The organism is Asaia sp. VD9 (genome assembly GCF_037150015.1).
GTDB lineage: Bacteria > Pseudomonadota > Alphaproteobacteria > Acetobacterales > Acetobacteraceae > Asaia.
Window position 1 is genome coordinate 123,234 of sequence record NZ_JBBCQM010000010.1, and the last position, 15,697, is coordinate 138,930.

At 61.6% G+C, this 15,697-nt stretch carries 24 protein-coding genes; 3 read left to right on the top strand and 21 right to left on the bottom strand.

Annotated elements, in window-relative coordinates:
• Window positions 1-2 precede the first annotated feature (2 nt).
• The 12 genes from WFJ47_RS12740 to WFJ47_RS12795 all read right to left on the bottom strand — a co-directional run bounded on the left by WFJ47_RS12740 (window position 3) and on the right by WFJ47_RS12795 (window position 9,308).
• Window positions 3-278, bottom strand: coding sequence for a hypothetical protein (locus WFJ47_RS12740; protein WP_336763464.1), 276 nt, complete (start codon window positions 276-278; stop codon window positions 3-5).
• A gap of 64 nt (window positions 279-342) precedes the next feature.
• Window positions 343-1,233: a hypothetical protein gene (locus tag WFJ47_RS12745; protein WP_336763466.1), complete on the bottom strand. Its 891-nt coding sequence runs from the start codon at window positions 1,231-1,233 to the stop codon at window positions 343-345.
• Between the two features lies 1 nt (window position 1,234).
• Window positions 1,235-1,936 (bottom strand): hypothetical protein, encoded by a 702-nt coding sequence (locus tag WFJ47_RS12750; protein ID WP_336763468.1) that lies wholly within the window; start codon window positions 1,934-1,936, stop codon window positions 1,235-1,237.
• A 5-nt stretch (window positions 1,937-1,941) separates the two neighbouring features.
• Window positions 1,942-2,337 (bottom strand): hypothetical protein, encoded by a 396-nt coding sequence (locus WFJ47_RS12755; protein WP_336763470.1) that lies wholly within the window; start codon window positions 2,335-2,337, stop codon window positions 1,942-1,944.
• An 8-nt stretch (window positions 2,338-2,345) separates the two neighbouring features.
• Window positions 2,346-2,768 carry a hypothetical protein gene (locus tag WFJ47_RS12760; RefSeq protein ID WP_336763472.1) on the bottom strand — a complete coding sequence of 141 codons (423 nt, stop codon included), beginning with the start codon at window positions 2,766-2,768 and terminating at the stop codon, window positions 2,346-2,348.
• Window positions 2,753-2,980: a hypothetical protein gene (locus WFJ47_RS12765; RefSeq protein ID WP_336763474.1), complete on the bottom strand. Its 228-nt coding sequence runs from the start codon at window positions 2,978-2,980 to the stop codon at window positions 2,753-2,755. The genes WFJ47_RS12760 and WFJ47_RS12765 overlap by 16 nt, the downstream gene beginning before the upstream one ends.
• Window positions 2,980-4,338, bottom strand: coding sequence for a DUF4043 domain-containing protein (locus tag WFJ47_RS12770; protein ID WP_336763476.1), 1,359 nt, complete (start codon window positions 4,336-4,338; stop codon window positions 2,980-2,982). The genes WFJ47_RS12765 and WFJ47_RS12770 overlap by 1 nt, the downstream gene beginning before the upstream one ends.
• Before the next feature lie 82 nt (window positions 4,339-4,420).
• Window positions 4,421-4,999 (bottom strand): phage scaffolding protein, encoded by a 579-nt coding sequence (locus tag WFJ47_RS12775; protein ID WP_336763478.1) that lies wholly within the window; start codon window positions 4,997-4,999, stop codon window positions 4,421-4,423.
• 36 nt (window positions 5,000-5,035) lie between these two features.
• Complete coding sequence (locus WFJ47_RS12780; protein WP_336763480.1) at window positions 5,036-6,526, bottom strand: portal protein; 1,491 nt, start codon at window positions 6,524-6,526, stop codon at window positions 5,036-5,038.
• Between the two features lie 9 nt (window positions 6,527-6,535).
• Window positions 6,536-7,843, bottom strand: a complete 1,308-nt coding sequence (locus WFJ47_RS12785; protein WP_336763482.1) for a phage terminase large subunit — start codon at window positions 7,841-7,843, stop codon at window positions 6,536-6,538.
• 3 nt (window positions 7,844-7,846) lie between these two features.
• The gene (locus WFJ47_RS12790; protein ID WP_336763484.1) at window positions 7,847-8,308 is read right to left on the bottom strand and encodes a hypothetical protein; all 462 of its coding nucleotides are present in this window, start codon (window positions 8,306-8,308) and stop codon (window positions 7,847-7,849) included.
• 451 nt (window positions 8,309-8,759) lie between these two features.
• Window positions 8,760-9,308 (bottom strand): hypothetical protein, encoded by a 549-nt coding sequence (locus WFJ47_RS12795; protein ID WP_336763486.1) that lies wholly within the window; start codon window positions 9,306-9,308, stop codon window positions 8,760-8,762.
• A 151-nt stretch (window positions 9,309-9,459) separates the two neighbouring features.
• On the opposite strand from WFJ47_RS12795, the gene WFJ47_RS12800 reads away from it, so the two are divergent.
• The gene (locus WFJ47_RS12800) at window positions 9,460-9,711 is read left to right on the top strand and encodes a type II toxin-antitoxin system RelE/ParE family toxin (protein ID WP_336763488.1); all 252 of its coding nucleotides are present in this window, start codon (window positions 9,460-9,462) and stop codon (window positions 9,709-9,711) included.
• Window positions 9,708-10,076, top strand: a complete 369-nt coding sequence (locus WFJ47_RS12805; protein WP_336763490.1) for a helix-turn-helix transcriptional regulator — start codon at window positions 9,708-9,710, stop codon at window positions 10,074-10,076. Before WFJ47_RS12800 ends, WFJ47_RS12805 begins: the two co-directional genes overlap by 4 nt.
• A 581-nt stretch (window positions 10,077-10,657) precedes the next feature.
• Here WFJ47_RS12805 and WFJ47_RS12810 read toward each other — a convergent pair.
• The 8 genes from WFJ47_RS12810 to WFJ47_RS12845 all read right to left on the bottom strand — a co-directional run bounded on the left by WFJ47_RS12810 (window position 10,658) and on the right by WFJ47_RS12845 (window position 14,385).
• Window positions 10,658-10,849 (bottom strand): hypothetical protein, encoded by a 192-nt coding sequence (locus WFJ47_RS12810; protein WP_336763492.1) that lies wholly within the window; start codon window positions 10,847-10,849, stop codon window positions 10,658-10,660.
• 62 nt (window positions 10,850-10,911) lie between these two features.
• Window positions 10,912-11,643 carry a hypothetical protein gene (locus tag WFJ47_RS12815; RefSeq protein WP_336763494.1) on the bottom strand — a complete coding sequence of 244 codons (732 nt, stop codon included), beginning with the start codon at window positions 11,641-11,643 and terminating at the stop codon, window positions 10,912-10,914.
• A complete protein-coding gene (locus tag WFJ47_RS12820; protein ID WP_336763496.1) occupies window positions 11,640-12,722 on the bottom strand; it encodes a hypothetical protein in 1,083 nt (360 codons plus the stop codon). Before WFJ47_RS12820 ends, WFJ47_RS12815 begins: the two co-directional genes overlap by 4 nt.
• 193 nt (window positions 12,723-12,915) lie before the next feature.
• Entirely contained in the window at window positions 12,916-13,227 is a 312-nt protein-coding gene (locus WFJ47_RS12825) for a hypothetical protein (protein ID WP_336763498.1), read from the bottom strand.
• 98 nt (window positions 13,228-13,325) lie between these two features.
• Window positions 13,326-13,535 carry a hypothetical protein gene (locus WFJ47_RS12830; RefSeq protein ID WP_336763500.1) on the bottom strand — a complete coding sequence of 70 codons (210 nt, stop codon included), beginning with the start codon at window positions 13,533-13,535 and terminating at the stop codon, window positions 13,326-13,328.
• Entirely contained in the window at window positions 13,529-13,801 is a 273-nt protein-coding gene (locus WFJ47_RS12835) for a DUF2312 domain-containing protein (RefSeq protein WP_336763502.1), read from the bottom strand. The genes WFJ47_RS12830 and WFJ47_RS12835 overlap by 7 nt, the downstream gene beginning before the upstream one ends.
• Window positions 13,794-14,012: a hypothetical protein gene (locus tag WFJ47_RS12840; RefSeq protein WP_336763504.1), complete on the bottom strand. Its 219-nt coding sequence runs from the start codon at window positions 14,010-14,012 to the stop codon at window positions 13,794-13,796. Before WFJ47_RS12840 ends, WFJ47_RS12835 begins: the two co-directional genes overlap by 8 nt.
• A 79-nt stretch (window positions 14,013-14,091) precedes the next feature.
• On the bottom strand, window positions 14,092-14,385 hold the full coding sequence (locus WFJ47_RS12845; RefSeq protein ID WP_336763506.1) for a helix-turn-helix domain-containing protein: 294 nt from the start codon (window positions 14,383-14,385) through the stop codon (window positions 14,092-14,094).
• Between the two features lie 135 nt (window positions 14,386-14,520).
• Between WFJ47_RS12845 and WFJ47_RS12850 the strand changes: the two genes are divergently transcribed.
• Window positions 14,521-14,736, top strand: a complete 216-nt coding sequence (locus tag WFJ47_RS12850; RefSeq protein ID WP_062164660.1) for a hypothetical protein — start codon at window positions 14,521-14,523, stop codon at window positions 14,734-14,736.
• A gap of 5 nt (window positions 14,737-14,741) precedes the next feature.
• Here the strand turns inward: WFJ47_RS12850 and WFJ47_RS12855 are convergent, their stop codons facing one another.
• The gene (locus WFJ47_RS12855; protein ID WP_336763508.1) at window positions 14,742-15,329 is read right to left on the bottom strand and encodes a sigma factor-like helix-turn-helix DNA-binding protein; all 588 of its coding nucleotides are present in this window, start codon (window positions 15,327-15,329) and stop codon (window positions 14,742-14,744) included.
• Window positions 15,330-15,697: the final 368 nt, after the last annotated feature.

Genomic DNA, 15,697 nt, shown 5'->3' on the forward strand with positions numbered 1-15,697 from the left:
AATCAGCCTCCAAGGGATGCGGCACTGACCCGCGTGCAGTGATTGACTTGCCCGGTCGCCTCGATTTCGGCGATCGTCGCAGCGTCGGTGATCGGCGCAAAAGCCGGGCAGTCCTTGCCGAGCACAGTCAGGGGCTCGCGGGGGATGTAGGCGTAGTCAGCCGCCGGACTGACAGTGGGTGGCTTGGTGGTTGTCGCGCCCGATACGGTCGTGCTGGCCGCCGGATCGGCAGACGCAGCCCCGCTGCCCCCGCTCGATAGCGTAGTTGTGCCGCTCATGAATTATCCTCGAAGGGTGGGAGAGAAAGAGGCGAGGGGCGTCAGTGCCGTCCCTCAGGAGGCGTCATTGCAGGCTGTCAGGGATGACAGACCCGAATGTCTGAATCACAGGGCCATCAGGCGTCTGGACATGCACCACGCCCGCACCAAAGAGCATCTGCGCTGCGGCCTGGGTCTGTGTGGTGTCGTAAATCACGTTGAAGCGCATATCGCGCCGATAGAGGCTCTGGGCCTGCATCGTGTCGATGTCAGCGGATCCGGCGAATTTGAGTTGGCATTGCGCCCCGTCCGAGGCTGTAAACCACGTCACGCCAGACAGCGCCCCATCGAGGGCCGAGCCGAGCGCATCGCGCCCCTCAGGCGCGCCCGACCAGAGCGTAACCAGAAAGAGCTGCTGCTGACGCCTGGTGATGCGCGTTGCCGTACCGGTTCCGCCCGTGGCCGGGGTCAGCCCGATCGCATGCGGAATGGTGAGGGTCGGACCTAGCGTCGTTGCACCGGGGAAGAATGCGGCCAGAGCGGCTGCAATCGTACCCACCGTGTCTGATGGCTGCACAGTATGGACAGCAGCCAGCCGGTCGGGAAATGGCGCGTTCGCATAGGCGCGAACCTGAAGCCCGACATTGCCGCCCGGCACCGCCCCGTCTGTGATCGACACCGTCGCTGTGTTGCCCTGGACATTCAGCGATACAGTAGGCGCCGTGATCGGCCCCGTTTCCCAAGGCCAACCCAGAGGCTCGGGAATGGTCCGATACGCGCCCTGCACCGGCATGACGAGCACATAGTCAGTGCCGCCCTGAGGCCCGCATATGCCGGACATGACAGCCTCAGTGAGCCACCCACGCTGGATGATCGTTCGGCGTCCAGAGAGTGAGGCGGCGCTCATACCATTTGGGTAGAGCGCGCTCGCGCAAAGCTGCGCCAGCCCAGTCGCAACGCTCGAGATATCGGACATGTCAGACCTGCTGTGTGACCATCAGGCATTCATGCCCGTATTGCGAGGAAGCAACGCCGGTGATCGTGTAGGCCTGCCCCGCCTGGGTCGCGACCGTCATGTAGGCGGTCGGGAAGAAGTCAGGCATGACCGGCAACCGCATGAGAAGCGCGGCGGCTGGAAGCGCGCCGGGCGTTCCCGTCTGAGGCACATAGCCACGACCGGGCTCACCGATCCATGCAGGCCAGCCGGTGGCCGACCTTACATTTCCCGCCGTTGCGCCGCCATATCCCGGCTGATACCCTGCCAGCGGGCAAGAGATGCCCCCTGCGGGCGGCCCCGATCCTGCGCCCGGCGCACCAGACAAAGTAACCGTTGCATTGCTCAGAATGGCCTGTGCTGGCCGGAAAGGCTCGAACCGTGTGATGAAGAACGTGCCCTCGTTCGGCAGCACGAACACATCGCCCGGCGCGACATCGGTCGTATCGAAAAGGCCATACGCGACCGGCTTGCCCCACTGGACGGGACGCCGGAACGCAAATTCCGGGTCATCGTTGAACGTCGCCATCACGAGCGCATAAGGATCGGGCTCGCAGGGCATCGTCAGACAGGATGGCCGGTATTGCTGCGCCACTGACCCAAGGCGCTTTGCCGCCTGCCCGTAGCCGCGCGCTACATGGCGCTGCATAGCGGTCTGGCATACGCCCTGGTTGATGGGTGGCATGGCGCTTACTCTTCAGGCTGGTCAGGCGGCGGCAATTCGGGCGGCAGTTGTTCCGGCTCTGCCTCGGGTGCGGCTGCCGCAACCGGCGCGGGCCAAGCATCGTGATAAGCTGCCATCTCGGGGGCGAGGGCCGCCTCGCGGCCGCCAGACGCCGACACGTTGCCGTTGCGATCAACCAGATGGCCGATCATGGCCCCAGCGCCCGTCACTTTGAGAGCGCAACGCCCAGTGAGCGGCACATTCCCAGCGACAGCCACAGGCGCATTTTCGAACGGCGCTGCGCGATCGTCGTAGGTATGAGCAACGGCGCGCACCGTACCATCCTCGACCAGTGCCCAGGCGACGCGGGGCAGGGCGAAGCCATTGGCATTCGTGATGATGGGATCGTCTTTGTAGTCCATGCTCGACCTCACACGATGATGCGCCCCGCCTGACCGTAAACGCCGGGCCCCACCGGAGCACCGAAGAACGCGCAAAGCTGCTGACGCCAATAGTTGTAAAGGGCCACCCGGTCGGCGACCTCGGACCGGTTGTGCTTCCAGACCGCCGCCTGATCGGTATCGAGATTATCCGACGCGCCGTAGATCGCCTGTTCGAGGCTGGTGCAGTTCGTCAGGTAGGAACGGACCTGCGCCAGTTCGGCGGGTGACATGTTCTGGAAGCGCCACTCGTTGAACCCGTAGGCGGCGAAGAAGCGCCACGACTGCTCGCCCGAACTGATGCCGCCAAGAGCCGGATAGCCCATGAAGCGGCGGCACATGACCAGTTCATCACTGGTGAGCGGAGCGGTCGCAAAAGCCGGCGCTGGAATGGGGGTCAGTGATCCTGACATTCCATAATCTCCCAGGACGCGCCACGCTCGATCAGGAGCGCAACCGTGGCGGGATTGGTGACAACCTCGCCCGCAGGCCAGTGAAAGACGCCCTTGTTATGGACGCTCTCGATAAAGCCGTGCGGCGCGGTCAGGCGAATAGCCCGAGGCTGAGGAAGCGCCGTTTCCGATGCCTCCCCATGCTCTGACAGATTGCGCGGACGCCGCGCCATCAGGCAGTCAGGCCATCTGTGCCAAGGCTCTCGATCACCACGCCGCGCTTCAGATAGCTGTTCGTGGCGGTCGGGATGATCGACGCATTGGCCGTCATGTCGGTCGGGAGGGCAAAGCCGCCAATCCAGTACCACGACTGCGCGATGATCTGGCGCAGACGGTCCAGTGGCTCACGGGTGACCATGGCCACACCGTCGATCATCTCGAGCAGCGCTGTATCGACGCCGGGAATGTCGGAGTAACCGGTGCCCGCGAAATTGCCTTCGACCAGGGCGCCCTGACCCAGGACGATTGCACGATGAATCGGACCGCCACCGAGAGAAGCCTGCTGCGGGGCCTCTGTCGTCGGAATGAAGCGCACGCCGAGCAGTTCGATCACTTGCCCAGAACGATACTCTTCCGAGCCATAGGCACCACGGTAGAGGTATTTGAAGTCAGCATCACGGAAGAGGCCGAGCAACTGCAGATCGTCCAGATAGCAGTTGTAGGCGCCGTTGATGGGCGGCACGTTGTTGCGGCGCAGGGCGGCAACAGCGGCCAGCACGTTCTGAATGCCCAGCGTATCGCCGGCGGCAAGAGCGGCAGTCGTGAGGCGGCCATTCGGGCGGATCACGTTCGGCGCAACGGACGAGACGACAGCATTGCCTGCCGTGCCATCAGCGACGGTGATGTTGTTGCCCGATACGGTCAGCGTGCCAGAAATGCCGCCCGGAGCGGTCGAGGCGTTGGTTGCGTCGGCAGCAACGCTCACAAGCGTATAAGCATTGGCACCAACAGTGATCATCATGCCGGCGCCACTGCCGATTGGCGTCACCTGACCATTGTAGATGATGCGTTGAAAGCCGCGGATATCATCAACGCTGATCGTGGTTCCGGCAGAGCCGAGTGTCGTGGAGACGCGCGTGTTACCGCCCGGATAGCCGCCAACACCGTTCATCGCGCCACCGAACAGGGCATTGCGAGCGAGGCGATCAAGCGACTGCATTGCCTGAATGCCGTTGGTGTGGGCATTGGCCAGGAACTGGCTCGCGATGCCAGCGAGAGACGTGACCATGTTCAGGTCGGTCGTGTCGCCGTACTGGTTCAGCGTGAGCGTGTACTGTTCGACACCCCATCCAGTCGCCGTCAGGCCGTTATCGAAATTCGTGTTCGATGCCGGGTTAAGCGGCGTGGTAACCGGCGTCTTCAGGCTCTTGCGCGTCTTGGTGATCGTTTCACCAATGCCGGCCGAGACGTTTTCACGGTCTGCGATCTGGCGAAACCCGAGCTTGGAGGTCAGGCCGTTCTGGAATTCGCGGGCAAGGTAGCCCTGCTGGATGGCTGCCTGAAGCTGCAGCGGGAAATTCGTGATGCTCATTGCACTCTCATGATGCTGGGGAGGGAAATTGCGCCATCAGGCACGGTCACGCCCAGCATCAGCCAGGCGGGGAAAGGGATTGTCAGGATGCGAGGAACTGGCGCTTCTGCGCCTCGTAATCCTGCGTCGCCATTGTGCGGGCGTTGACCGGCTCGGGTTTGCCCGGCTGGGGCGCGGGAGCGGTGCGGGTCGTGCCTTGTTCGGCGCCGTTCTTGGGCGGCTCACCGAACAGATAGGCTTTGCTCTCCTTGGCGGATTCGAGGGCTTCGGACAGTCCCTCGAACGCTCCATCCTCGCCGCGCTTGACGGCAGAGAGATCGAGCAGGCGCACCACATCAGCCGGATCATGCGCACCCAGACGGGTCGCAATTGCCTCAGCCTTCGCGTGCATCAGGGCCTTGTCGCCTGCTGAGCGCAGTTCGGTCATGGCCGTTTCGTTTTCGGCGCGGAGAGCGTCATTTGCAGCGGTGGCTTCGGCCAGCTTGGCCTCATGCTCAGCGCGCTGCTTCTCCATCTGGCCCTTGAAGCCATCACGTTCCTTGCGGGCGCGGTCAGCGTCTTCCTGCACGCCTTTGAGTTCGGCACGCAGTGTCTTGAGGTCGGCGCGCGCGCGCTCGAGCTCCCGAACGGTGTTCGGGTCGATTTCGGTTGGTTCGGACATCTGTCTCTCTTTTTCGGGGTGCGGCATCAGCCGCGATTACGCCTCGACCTGATGCGAGAGCGTCTTGCCAACGAGGGCATCCTTGCGAACCGCGTCGGCGGGCTTGGCTACGCGGGCACCATTCGCAACCTCGGCTTTGATCTTTGCCCATTCCTCGGAGGCGTCAGCGACACCAATCCGGGCGGCGTAGATCATGCAGGCGGTCTGGTTCGCGATCAGGCCGCCATCCACTGCCGTCACGAGCCCTTGGGCCAGCGCCAGCAATTCGGGCTCGGTCGGGTCGAACCACGGCGGCCAGTGCAGGCAAAGACCGGTTGGGTCGAGATCCTTGTGCCGCTCGCCGTTGATCAGCACGCCGTCAGCCAAAGCCGCGGAGAACTGACAGACCATGCGGAGCAGGCATAGCAACCCGCTCTCGCCATAGGACTGCCTGAGCCGATCCGTGAGCCAGATGAGCGGCAGGCACATCATCTCCATGGCCCGGCCGGACTGCGCTGCGGAAATCTTGTCTGAATGGGCGCGGTTGCCGTGCAGTTGCTCGAGCACCAAGGCCCGCAACTCCCGGTAGTGGGTCAGGACCGCATCGGCCGCCGCACCGTTGATCTCGAGCAGCTTGGCATCGCCGTCAGGGGGCAGCGTTAGAGCCGAGGCCGCACCACCTTGACGGGCTGGAGCGCCGGACTCTTCCCGACCAGCCTTAAGCACCAGCGTTGGGTCGGAGGCATAGCGCAAGCCGCGACCACCTTGCGACAGGAGGTAATCGGCCTCGATGACGGTATCGATCGCCTTTTCGAACGTGCAAGCCCCGTCAGCCTCGCCCGGTGCACCACCAAGGTTCCGGATCCAGACGATGGGCACAAAGCCAAGGCCGTGCTTGCTCGACCGCTCTGCGTCAATGTTGGCTGATTTGTCCGAACTGACGGGCTGCGGCTGCATGACCTCGCACTCTTGCGCCGTCCATGTTCGTTGCCACCAGAACTGCGAGCCGGCCATATCGTCAGGGATCGAATAGCCCGATGCAGCTAACTCCCTGCCTGAGACGACATACCGCTCCTGAACCGAAAGAAGGCGACCAAGCGCGTCCCAACGTGGCGTGAGGTAGGCGGTGTCGAGCAATGTGGGCGCAAGCTGGCCGTCGATCGCCTCGATCAGGATCGCGACAGAACCGACCGAGCCCCGCGTTGCGGCCTCGACCATAAGGGTCCGAAGTCCTGCGCACCGGGCAAAAGCATTGAGCGCGTCGCTCGTGTTCTGGTCCGTTGCCCGAAAGCTCGGCCAATGCGTGTCACCAAACAGCAGCGACACACTGTCATCAACCACCGTTCGGCACAGATTGGTGCGGACGGACGGGCGGCGGCGGGGGAGGGGTATGTACTCACCGGCCCCGGAATACTCCTCCGAGAAATCGTGCGGCAGAACGTCATACATCGTTCCGTCGAGCACGCGGCGGAGATTGAGCAAACGAGCACTCCGCGCGGTCAGACCGTGAGGCGCGACGTATCGCTCGGTGAGATGCCGCCAGTCCATGTGAAAGCCTTATCGTCCAAAAGTAACCGGCGCAGGGGCCCATCCAGCTGGAGCGCTCTGCCTTTCGAGCATCAGTTCTGTCAGCGCCCATACCAGCGCGTCAGCCCGATCAGGCGAGCGAGCGCCTTGGAAGCCGGAAGCAGAGAACTGGCACATTTGATCCTCGAGATCAGGGAAGCGCCCGTGATGCGTAACCTTGCCTTGCTCATAGAGCGCGGCGATCGGCTCAGCCCGGGCATATTTTCCACGTGAGGCCGTCACCATCTTGATCGGCGCGGTTGCCCTGACCGATCGTATTGTCTGCTCGACCATTGCTCCGCCAAAATTGCGTTCGGCGATGATCCGGTCGGCCTTCCAAAGGTCGAGGGCATCAAGCGCGATCTTTGCCCACCCGGCCGGGCCGGTGCGGCATGTCAGATCTGCCAGCACGTGGCCGCAGCCTTCACGGTCGATGCCGCAAACCGAAATGCCGATCTCGTCCGAGCGGTAATCTTCCTGACCTGAACAGCCAGAGGGATCTACAGCCACGACGATGCGACGCATATCCGCAAGGATGGCAGCGCGATCCGCATCTGTGACCGCAGAGGCCCGCTTGATCCGATCCAGCGTCCAGAGCGCCCCGTCAATCGCCGTCTGATAATTCCCGAAGAGAAAGCGCTGACGCTCCTTTTCCGGCAATGCCTCCAGCTGGGCGAGATACTCAGGCGAGAGATTGTCCCGGTTCGCATCCGGATTGATCTGCATCGTCGCGTAAGACGCCGGATCGGGCAGGGGCTCGCCGCCTTTCGGCTCTATCCGACGCTCGAACAGGCTGTAGAGCCAGTGCGAGGTCGTTGGTGGGTTGGCGTCGATATACTCCTTGGCGACCAGCTTTGTTTTTTGTGCCAAGCGAGTCAGCAGCATGTTGCGGGCGCCGTAGCTGATCTGGCTCGCTTCGTTCAGATAGACCGTGACGAACTCCAGACCGAGGATCTTCTCGGTCCTGTCCGAACTGTCGAGACCGTGGAACAGAATCTCGGAGCCGTTGGGCAGGCTGACGAACCAATCAGTTCTGTTCAGCGTGTATGGCAGGTCGGGAAAGCAAAGGCGCATGACCTTCGGAAAAGTATCGCCGATGATCGTGTGTTTGAGGGCGTTGAACCTGTGCCTGAAGATCCCGTGCCGCGAGCCCGGGGCCATGACTGCCCGAATGACGATTGCGCGGACCAGCAGGAATGTCTTGCCCGAGCGCGATCCGCCACGCAGCAGAATGTGCGTTGCAGGCGAGCCTAAGAGCCGGTTGGCCTCAGCCTGTGCAGGATTGAGCGTTGCGACCATGCCTCAAAGCGCGCTGTCGTCCGGTGTGATGGTGATCGCGACCGATCCCGACTGCTTCACGTCATGCCGTTCTCGGTATTTTTCGGGGCGGTGGGCGCGCAGCAGAAGTGCGGTGAGGGAGTCACTGAAGCGCTTTTGCTTCAAAGGCTCGCCGGTCTTAGGGTCGAGGACGATCTGGCCCATTGAGACCACATATTCTTCGTGCCCGTCGACCGCACGGCGTCGGGCTTCAGCCTCTAACGCGTCTGTCGCCTCGTCAATTGCGTCGTCCCAGGCCGCAGCGAAGCCAGGATCTTCCGAGCGCCATCTGTAAACGGTTGTGCGATCCAGAACGGCAACGCGCGCCGCTTCCGAGATATTCGACGTTTTGCGCAGATGGTCGAGAAAGACATCTCGCGCATCGCGCTTTGGCTTTGTGGTTTTTGTAGTAACCCGGCTCTTTACCGGACGTTTGCGCCCAGCCATGCGACCTCCAGGCAATTATGTTTATGGGAATTCAGCCACAAAGACGCCGAGCAAAAAGCCAGTCGTCCTCGCGTCTCTGCACGTCGAGCTCGACCCTGACGGCCGCTCGCACACGCGCCAACACGGGCTTGTCGGCAGCGCCGATTTTCATAAGTCGCCCGGCATCCCGAAAAAGCTGCGGCGCGCATCTGATATGACTGCGCGTAGCGACCCCCATCCGCAGAGTCTCAGGCCAGGACAGGGGGATATCGGCCCTATGATGGGGCGCGGAAGAACCAACGATTTCGCAGAGAACAGCGGTATTAGAGCCCATCCCAACCAGGAAAAACCGAACCGCGCCGAACTGCATAATATCGCCCACCGACAATCGCGTTGATTGTGTGAGCATTGTGAACCGCGCAGATTTAGGGATTTATCCGATATTATCCGTCTGCATGGCCATTGTACAGCGTTATCTGCGCGCCTGTTCCTTGCGCTGCTTCTGCAAGCGGCAGGCTGATTTATAGGCGCTCGGCAGGATTTGCAGCAGCACGACTGCGCGTTCCCGAATGGCCTTTTCGGCGCTCGTTTTGCTACGCGCAGGAAACTTCTCGCGCGCAATCGAGGCGAAAGACTGATCGAGAGAGAGGAGCCGGACGAGCATATCATGCGCATCATCCCCCAGGTTGTCGCGTACCAATCCCACCCGTTCACTGGCGATGCCGCGCGAGGTGGCGAAAGTAATGGCATCGCCACGAATGTAATCGCTCGGCAGCGGATTGTGCATGGCGTCCGTATAACCATGAGCGCCAAATTCGTAATCGCTCAGCCAGCGTCCAGCCAACGTCTCCGCTTCGGCGTCAAGTTCGCCCGCCTTGCGCAACGTCAGGAGGTGGTTGCATCGCGAGCGCTTGCCGGCAGCGCCCTGGTAATCGTCCTTCCCCATTCCCTCCATCGTTGCGATGAGCCCCGTTTCGTGCCTCGGAGCGGAAGGGCGCCTGACCGCTTTCGGCTTCGCCATTTGAGCAACAGTTTCGTGGATTTTCTGGGCTGTCGTCATACCCCGTTTATCGCCAACCCCGCCCTCTAGGTACACGGAAAAATAAACGAACTGTCGGAATAATTCGCTATCAGCGATTGACATATCGTACGCTATCAGCGAATATCTGCCTATGGAACTGATCTACGAAACCGCCGCACTGAAAGATCTGAAAGCTCTGCCCAAGGCAGACGCCAAGAAGATCATGGAAGCCCTGCAGCAGGTCGCAGATCTTCACCCGCAGCGCCTTTCCTTCATCACCGAGATGCAGGGCAATCCGAGTTACTGGCGGGCGCGCAAAGGCATGTGGCGGGCCGTCTACCGCCTGACAGACGCGGCAATCGAGGTTGTCGCGGTCAACAAGCGAGGGGAGATTTATCGATGAGCGAAATTACCATCCTGAGCCAGACGCCGGATACCGTGACGGTTAGCCGCGGCGATTGGGAGAGCCTGCTCGACCGGCTCGATGATCAACAGGATCGCAAGGCGATTGTGGCGTCAGAACGAGGTCTTTCCGAGCGTGTCACTTTCACGGCGGAGGAAACGCGCCGGATGGTTCTGGACGATGTGCCTGCACTGACGATCTTGCGTGAACGAAAGGGCCTGACGCAGGCCGCTCTTGCGACGTCGGCGGGCATCAGCAAGACCTATCTCAACGAGATCGAGAAAGGTAAGAAACCGGGCAGCGTCGAGGCGATCAGGAAACTCGCAACTGCGCTGGGCGTGTCGATGGATGTGCTTTCGGCCTGATCGTCGTCAGTCACGCGCTGGTCGGGGTCTCGGCTGGCGAGCGTGTCGGCTAGGTCTCGCCAGGTGGGGAAGGGGAGGGTCACGCCGCTAAGTCGTCCCCATCATAATCATATCCTGGGTCTTCGTCATCGTTTGCAGGTTCAGGCCAAAACATCTCTGAACAGGCGCGGTCGTTCGCTGTTTGCCAGTCAGACCACATCAAACCCCCTCCCCACCAGAAGCGCGCGGCCACCCCAAGATCCATAATTTGCCGATCAGGAACCCAAAGGATGCGCATGTAGCGTATGCTATCAAGCCGAACATCAAACCCAAATCGAGGACTAAGAGGAGCGCACCAGCAAAATGAGTCACCCAAAGGAACCATCGCGCTGGGGCGTTTTTCCGCCCCGTACAACCCCCTTTAATTTCCGCCGGTGAGTTTGTCGTCTCACGCTTCACACCGCCCTCAGCGCCAAACGTCGAGGCTCTCCGAGTCCGTTGATCAACGGGCCGCGCTGCGAGATGCGTTCGGTCGATGCGTTCGGCCCACGGCACGCTGAGATCGATCAGGTCGGCGCCGAGGATGCGTTTCGTCGTTTCGCTCACCAGTGACGTCTTTCGGCGAGGATGCCGATAGTGATCAGGCTCGTGGCTACCGTCACGAGAAACCAGGAACAAGCGCCAAACCAAGCGGCGCTCTCGTCACCAGCCCGTACGGGCCCAACGGTCACGCAAACCAGCACCCCGACCCAGCAGGCAAGCGCGCAAACTGTCAATGCGGTGTTTTTCGTCATTCTCGATCCTACCACACCCCGAGTCCCGTCGGTACTGGAAACGCCCGGTTTTGCTGGGTTTTTCATGCCGTTGCCCTCTGCCTGGGGGGCTCGGGATTGGCGGCCATTCCGGCGCTCGCAATCGCGTCCTGCACGAGACCAAGGTGCTCAGGAGCCCGGTTCTTCACCACGGCCTGAATGGCGCGAAGCATGACCGCCTTGAACGGGTGATCCCGCAGGGTGCGCAGCGTGGACGCCAATTGACGGCCATCATGCCAGTCCTGACCAGTCCCTCTATCCTCTGCCAGCTTGCCCGTAATCCGCTGGTAGGCGTCGGGGGCATAACGCCGAATCATGCTCAGGCCGTTCCGCTTGCGAGCGACCTTGGCGCGCTCATCGGCAATGGTCTCGCCTTCCTGCGTCCAGCCCATATCCTCGTGCCGGCGCCAGAACCGCATCCAGTTCTCGTCGCTCGGGGACAAGGGCGCGCTGTCGCCCGGTCCGGCAATGCGGAGGTGCTGCCGGTTTTCCATCTGCACGCGCTTTATGGCCCAGTGCTCCTGCAGCTTCGATGCCAGGACCGAGAACGCAGGCCACCACTCGCAGCCCTCGGCAACGTAGTGCAGCGCGTCGAAGTTGAATGCCGCATCTGGCAGGTCGGTGCGCAGAAGCATTTCCGCGTATTCCGCGACCATGGCCCCGCGTTCCTGGGGCGTCATCTGGCCTTGATGCCGAACCATGCGGGCAAGGCGGGTAAGCCACGTCGCAATGGCCTTCGCCGCTTGCGGGCGATCGGTTGCAATCAGTTCGCTCATAGGCCCAAGGCCCTTTCGTGGTCTCGGAGCGCGGCGTCGAGATCGACATCATCGAGCCCCCAGTTTGTTTCCAGTTGGCGGAAGTCGCTCGCAGTTCGGTGGCGGATCGCCCCGGCGATGAAGGCTTGTGGCTCGGATGGTCGCGTGTCGGCTGCATGGGCGATGATGTCGTTCAGCATCGCGCAATCGTCGCCGCAGTCCTTCAGCCATTTCCCGATCAGCGTTCGGACCTTTGGCCCCGGCATTCCGGTCATGGCCTGCACGGTGGTCACGCCAGTTCGGAAAAGCGCCGTCCGGGCGTCGAGCGGAGGATCAGGGGGAATGACAGCGACAGCCTGCGCTTCAGCGACGGGCGAAGCCGCGTCACACGAACGTAGTGAGTGTGTATTACTGTCTCTGTCCCTGTCACGCCGCGCGGCGCGTTGTACGGAGGCGTTTCGTTCCTCGGTTTGATATGCGCCTGAAACGCGTTTCACTTCCGTTTCACTGGTCTCCGTGTCATCCGCATGAGACGCGTTTCGCTCCTGATTGCGGCGCATCTCACGCCACTGTTTCAGACGCTCCTTGTCGTCAGTCCGGCGCTTGCTTTTGCGTAGCCTTTCTTCATACGATTCAATGGCTTCTGCGCAAATCATCGGGTGATAAAGACGGCCGTCAGAGCACTCAATAAAGCCGTGTAGAGCGCGCTCTTTCACGTCCTGCCAAGCCTCGATATCGCGTCCGAAATCGGCCAATGTCGCAAGCGCACGATCACTGTTCGGCAGGCTTCCGGCAGGCACCTGGTTCCATGCCGCCCACCAAAGACGCAGACCTGCGCGGAACTCGTCCGCGCTTGCCTCGGTGTAAAACTCGCTCGCGAACAGCTTGTGACCGAAAAGCGGCATGAATTCGTAGCCGCGCAGGTCGCAATACTCGGGCGTCAGGGGTTCTGGTTTGCTCATGCCGCCACCTCTTGAGCTTTGCTGCAGTAGGGAACCCACGAAGAGCGGCGCGCGCGTCCCGTATAGCCGCAATACCTGCATCCACGACCACGCCCTGAAGGGCGCCAGTATTCGAGATCCGGGCAGCACTCGCTGCATTCATCTGTCCATTTGATGCATTCGCAGAGGTCAGGAACTCCCTCCAGACATGACTTGATGAACGCCCAACGCTTGCGACGGTCGAGGCGAAACCCGGCCCGCTTATCGGCTTCGTCCCAGGTTACGACACGTTCGTGGAAGATGATTTCCTGCCCAATAACCTCGTGACCGAGGCGCTCGGTTGCTGATCCAGTCATCCCACCACCTCGCGAATGGTCACGACCGTGCGCTGTTCGGCGCGCTTGCACTTGATGCCGATGACCTCGATTTCGGCGTACTGCGGCGCGTCGTCGATGATGAAGCCCAGGCCACGCTTGTTCTTCGTGCGTTGACGCGCGCCTTCCGTGCGGACGTTGAGCAGCGCGGGCGTGGTCAGGCAGTCCAGCAGCCGCTTGGCAGAGCCCCAGAGGTTGTCCTTGTCTGGGGTGCCGACAGAGTGCCGCTCGACTATGACCTTGGCGCGCTCGAAAGGCGCAGGCGGGCGAAGGTGGAGCGCCGCCGCCATGACCTGCCTGCGGAGTTGGTTCTTCTGCTTCGCCGTTGTGGAGTGGCTAAACCCGGTCGTTCTGTTCACGAGAGGGAAAGGCGCGGGGAGGGTGAAGGTTATTTCTCGCATGGCGCAAACCTCCCGTTCCGGTCCCGCTCCCGTTTCAGGGCGCGGTTCTCGGCTTTGAGGGTGGCGATTTCCTTGTCCTTGGCGGCCAGGAGGGCCAGCGTGCGGGCAGGTTCAGCCTTGGCTTCCCAGAGCAGGACGCGCAGGCGCTCGTTCTCGGCCTCCAGGCGACGAAGGCGGGGGAAGAGGAAATTTAGCATCCTAATGCCCTCCGATATGTATCGAGCAGATGCTCTGCTTCCTGCACGTCCTCAGGATCCGCATTCATGATGCGAATGACCTGCTTGATCGTCTTGGGGCAGTAACCCGCACTTTTGGCCTCGGACATTATGTCCTTCTGGTCGCCGCGCAGGGCCTTCACCTCTTCCTCAAGCCGGATATGGCGCTCGATGATCGAACGCAGACGATCCGCAGCCACCCCGCCTTCTTGGGTGCGGGAATTGTGATCGTTCGGGAACTCAGACATTCTGGCCTCGCATCGGAATGGCAATTTTCTGGACAGCAAAACCAAGCGCATTCGCCATACTGTCTGGCATCTCGCGCTTCTGGCTCAGGACTTCGGAAACAGTCGATTTGTGGAAGCCGTGCCGGTCAGCCCAGCGCGATAGGCTTCCTTCCATTTCGATCTGATCGGCCAAGTAATTTCGCAGGTTTGCGAACGGGAGCGGTTGAATCATTTTTCCACCCCATCCCGCTTCACCTGGAGCGCGATCTCGTAGCTCGCGAAGCGCGCAACGATCCCGTCCGGGAAAAGCATCACCGATAGAAAACCCAGTCGGAATGTTCTTGGGGGGCCGGAATGGTGGCCAAATCCACACCATCCGAAGTCGATGCCGACGCCTTTGGGCATTGGCCTTCCTCCACAATTCGGAAGATCTCGTCGCGGAGATCGTCACATTGTTGCATGAGCCGGATCAGCTCAGCCCCTCGGGGCGCGTTGATTCCGGCAAACCAGTTTTCGACCGTGCGCGGCGAGGTGCCGATTTCACGGGCGAGTTGTTTCGCTGCGTGGCGGACATGGCCGTAATTGCGGCGCAGAATGTCGGTCACGGTTTCAGCGTAGGAAGCTGCGTCGATTATGACGGCAAAACCTCCCCGAAATTTTCGGTGGGGAACTCCCCGAGATTTCCGCATTGGCATTCTCCATGGTTCGTCGGGTCAGGGACGAACTGGAGCAGCCAAAGAATGGACGACGACACCACCACCCACGAGCACGACAAGCCATTGGTCGAGGCAGATGCGAGAAGGTTCACGCAGCGGTTGGATACGCCCGTGATCGCTCTCGACATCATGCGCGCCGCCCGGCTCTGGTCGGTGCTGCATCCGCACGCTACGGGCCAGACGCGCCAACGTCTGGTCGAGCAGTTTGCGGCTGCGGTGGGGGTCGTGGTCGTCATTTGAGGGGGTCAGAGGGCGCGCATGTTCTGCGTCAGTTTCAGGGCTTCGAAATAGGGAATTCCAAGCCCGAGCGCGCCCCAGCTTACATCAGACCCGGCTGGCTCTGGCCCCCTTGTGTTAAGGGTGGAGGCAGGGACCGCTACAGGGAGCCGCGGCTGCCCAGGCGCCGGAACCTCGCGCTTCTTCGCCTGGTTGACCTTTGCGGAAACAGCCTTGACCGAGATGCCGCAGCGCGCAGCAATCTCGCTGTACGACAGGCCATCCCGGAAAAGCGCAAGCATCTCCTCCGGAGACGTGCTGCACGGGTCATTGGCAGCCGGAATGCGCGCGTTGAGCAGTCCATGCTTGATGGCCGCGTTCAGGAGGCTCGACTGTTTCCGCCCGATCTCTTTCGCCGCCGCAGTCTGGGACGCGCCCTTGTTCACCAGAACGAGAAAGCGCTCAGCCTCATCCTTCGTGACCATACGATCGCCGGAGGTTTCCTGCGCCGCACAGAACGCACGACAGAACCGGCGCTTCTGCCAACTCCATTTCGTGATGTGATCCTCGCGTATGATGAGGGCGCCGCAATAGGCGCAGGGCTTCGTATCGCTCATTTCTGGCCTCCCTTGCGTTCGAGGCGGCTTGCGATGCTCTGCAGATCGAGCGCGGAGACGGTGCCGGTCAGAGAGAAGGGTGGCTTGGCGGCTGGGGCGCTCATGGGCGTTCCTCCGAGCTTGTGGCCCGCGTCACGCCGGACGCCCAGACGAGCAGGCGAGTGACAACGCAGGCGGGGATGATGATTTCGAGGAAGTGCAGGAGGCTCATGGGCGGGCTCCTTGTGCAGCAGACAGGCCAAGCCGTTGCTCATTGAAAGCAAAGCCGATCTGCGTGCAGGATTTCGGGAAGGTCGCATTGAAGATGTCATCGAAATGACCAATGCTGTTGGCGATGCCGAGCAGGGTATTCAGCGTCCGGATATGCT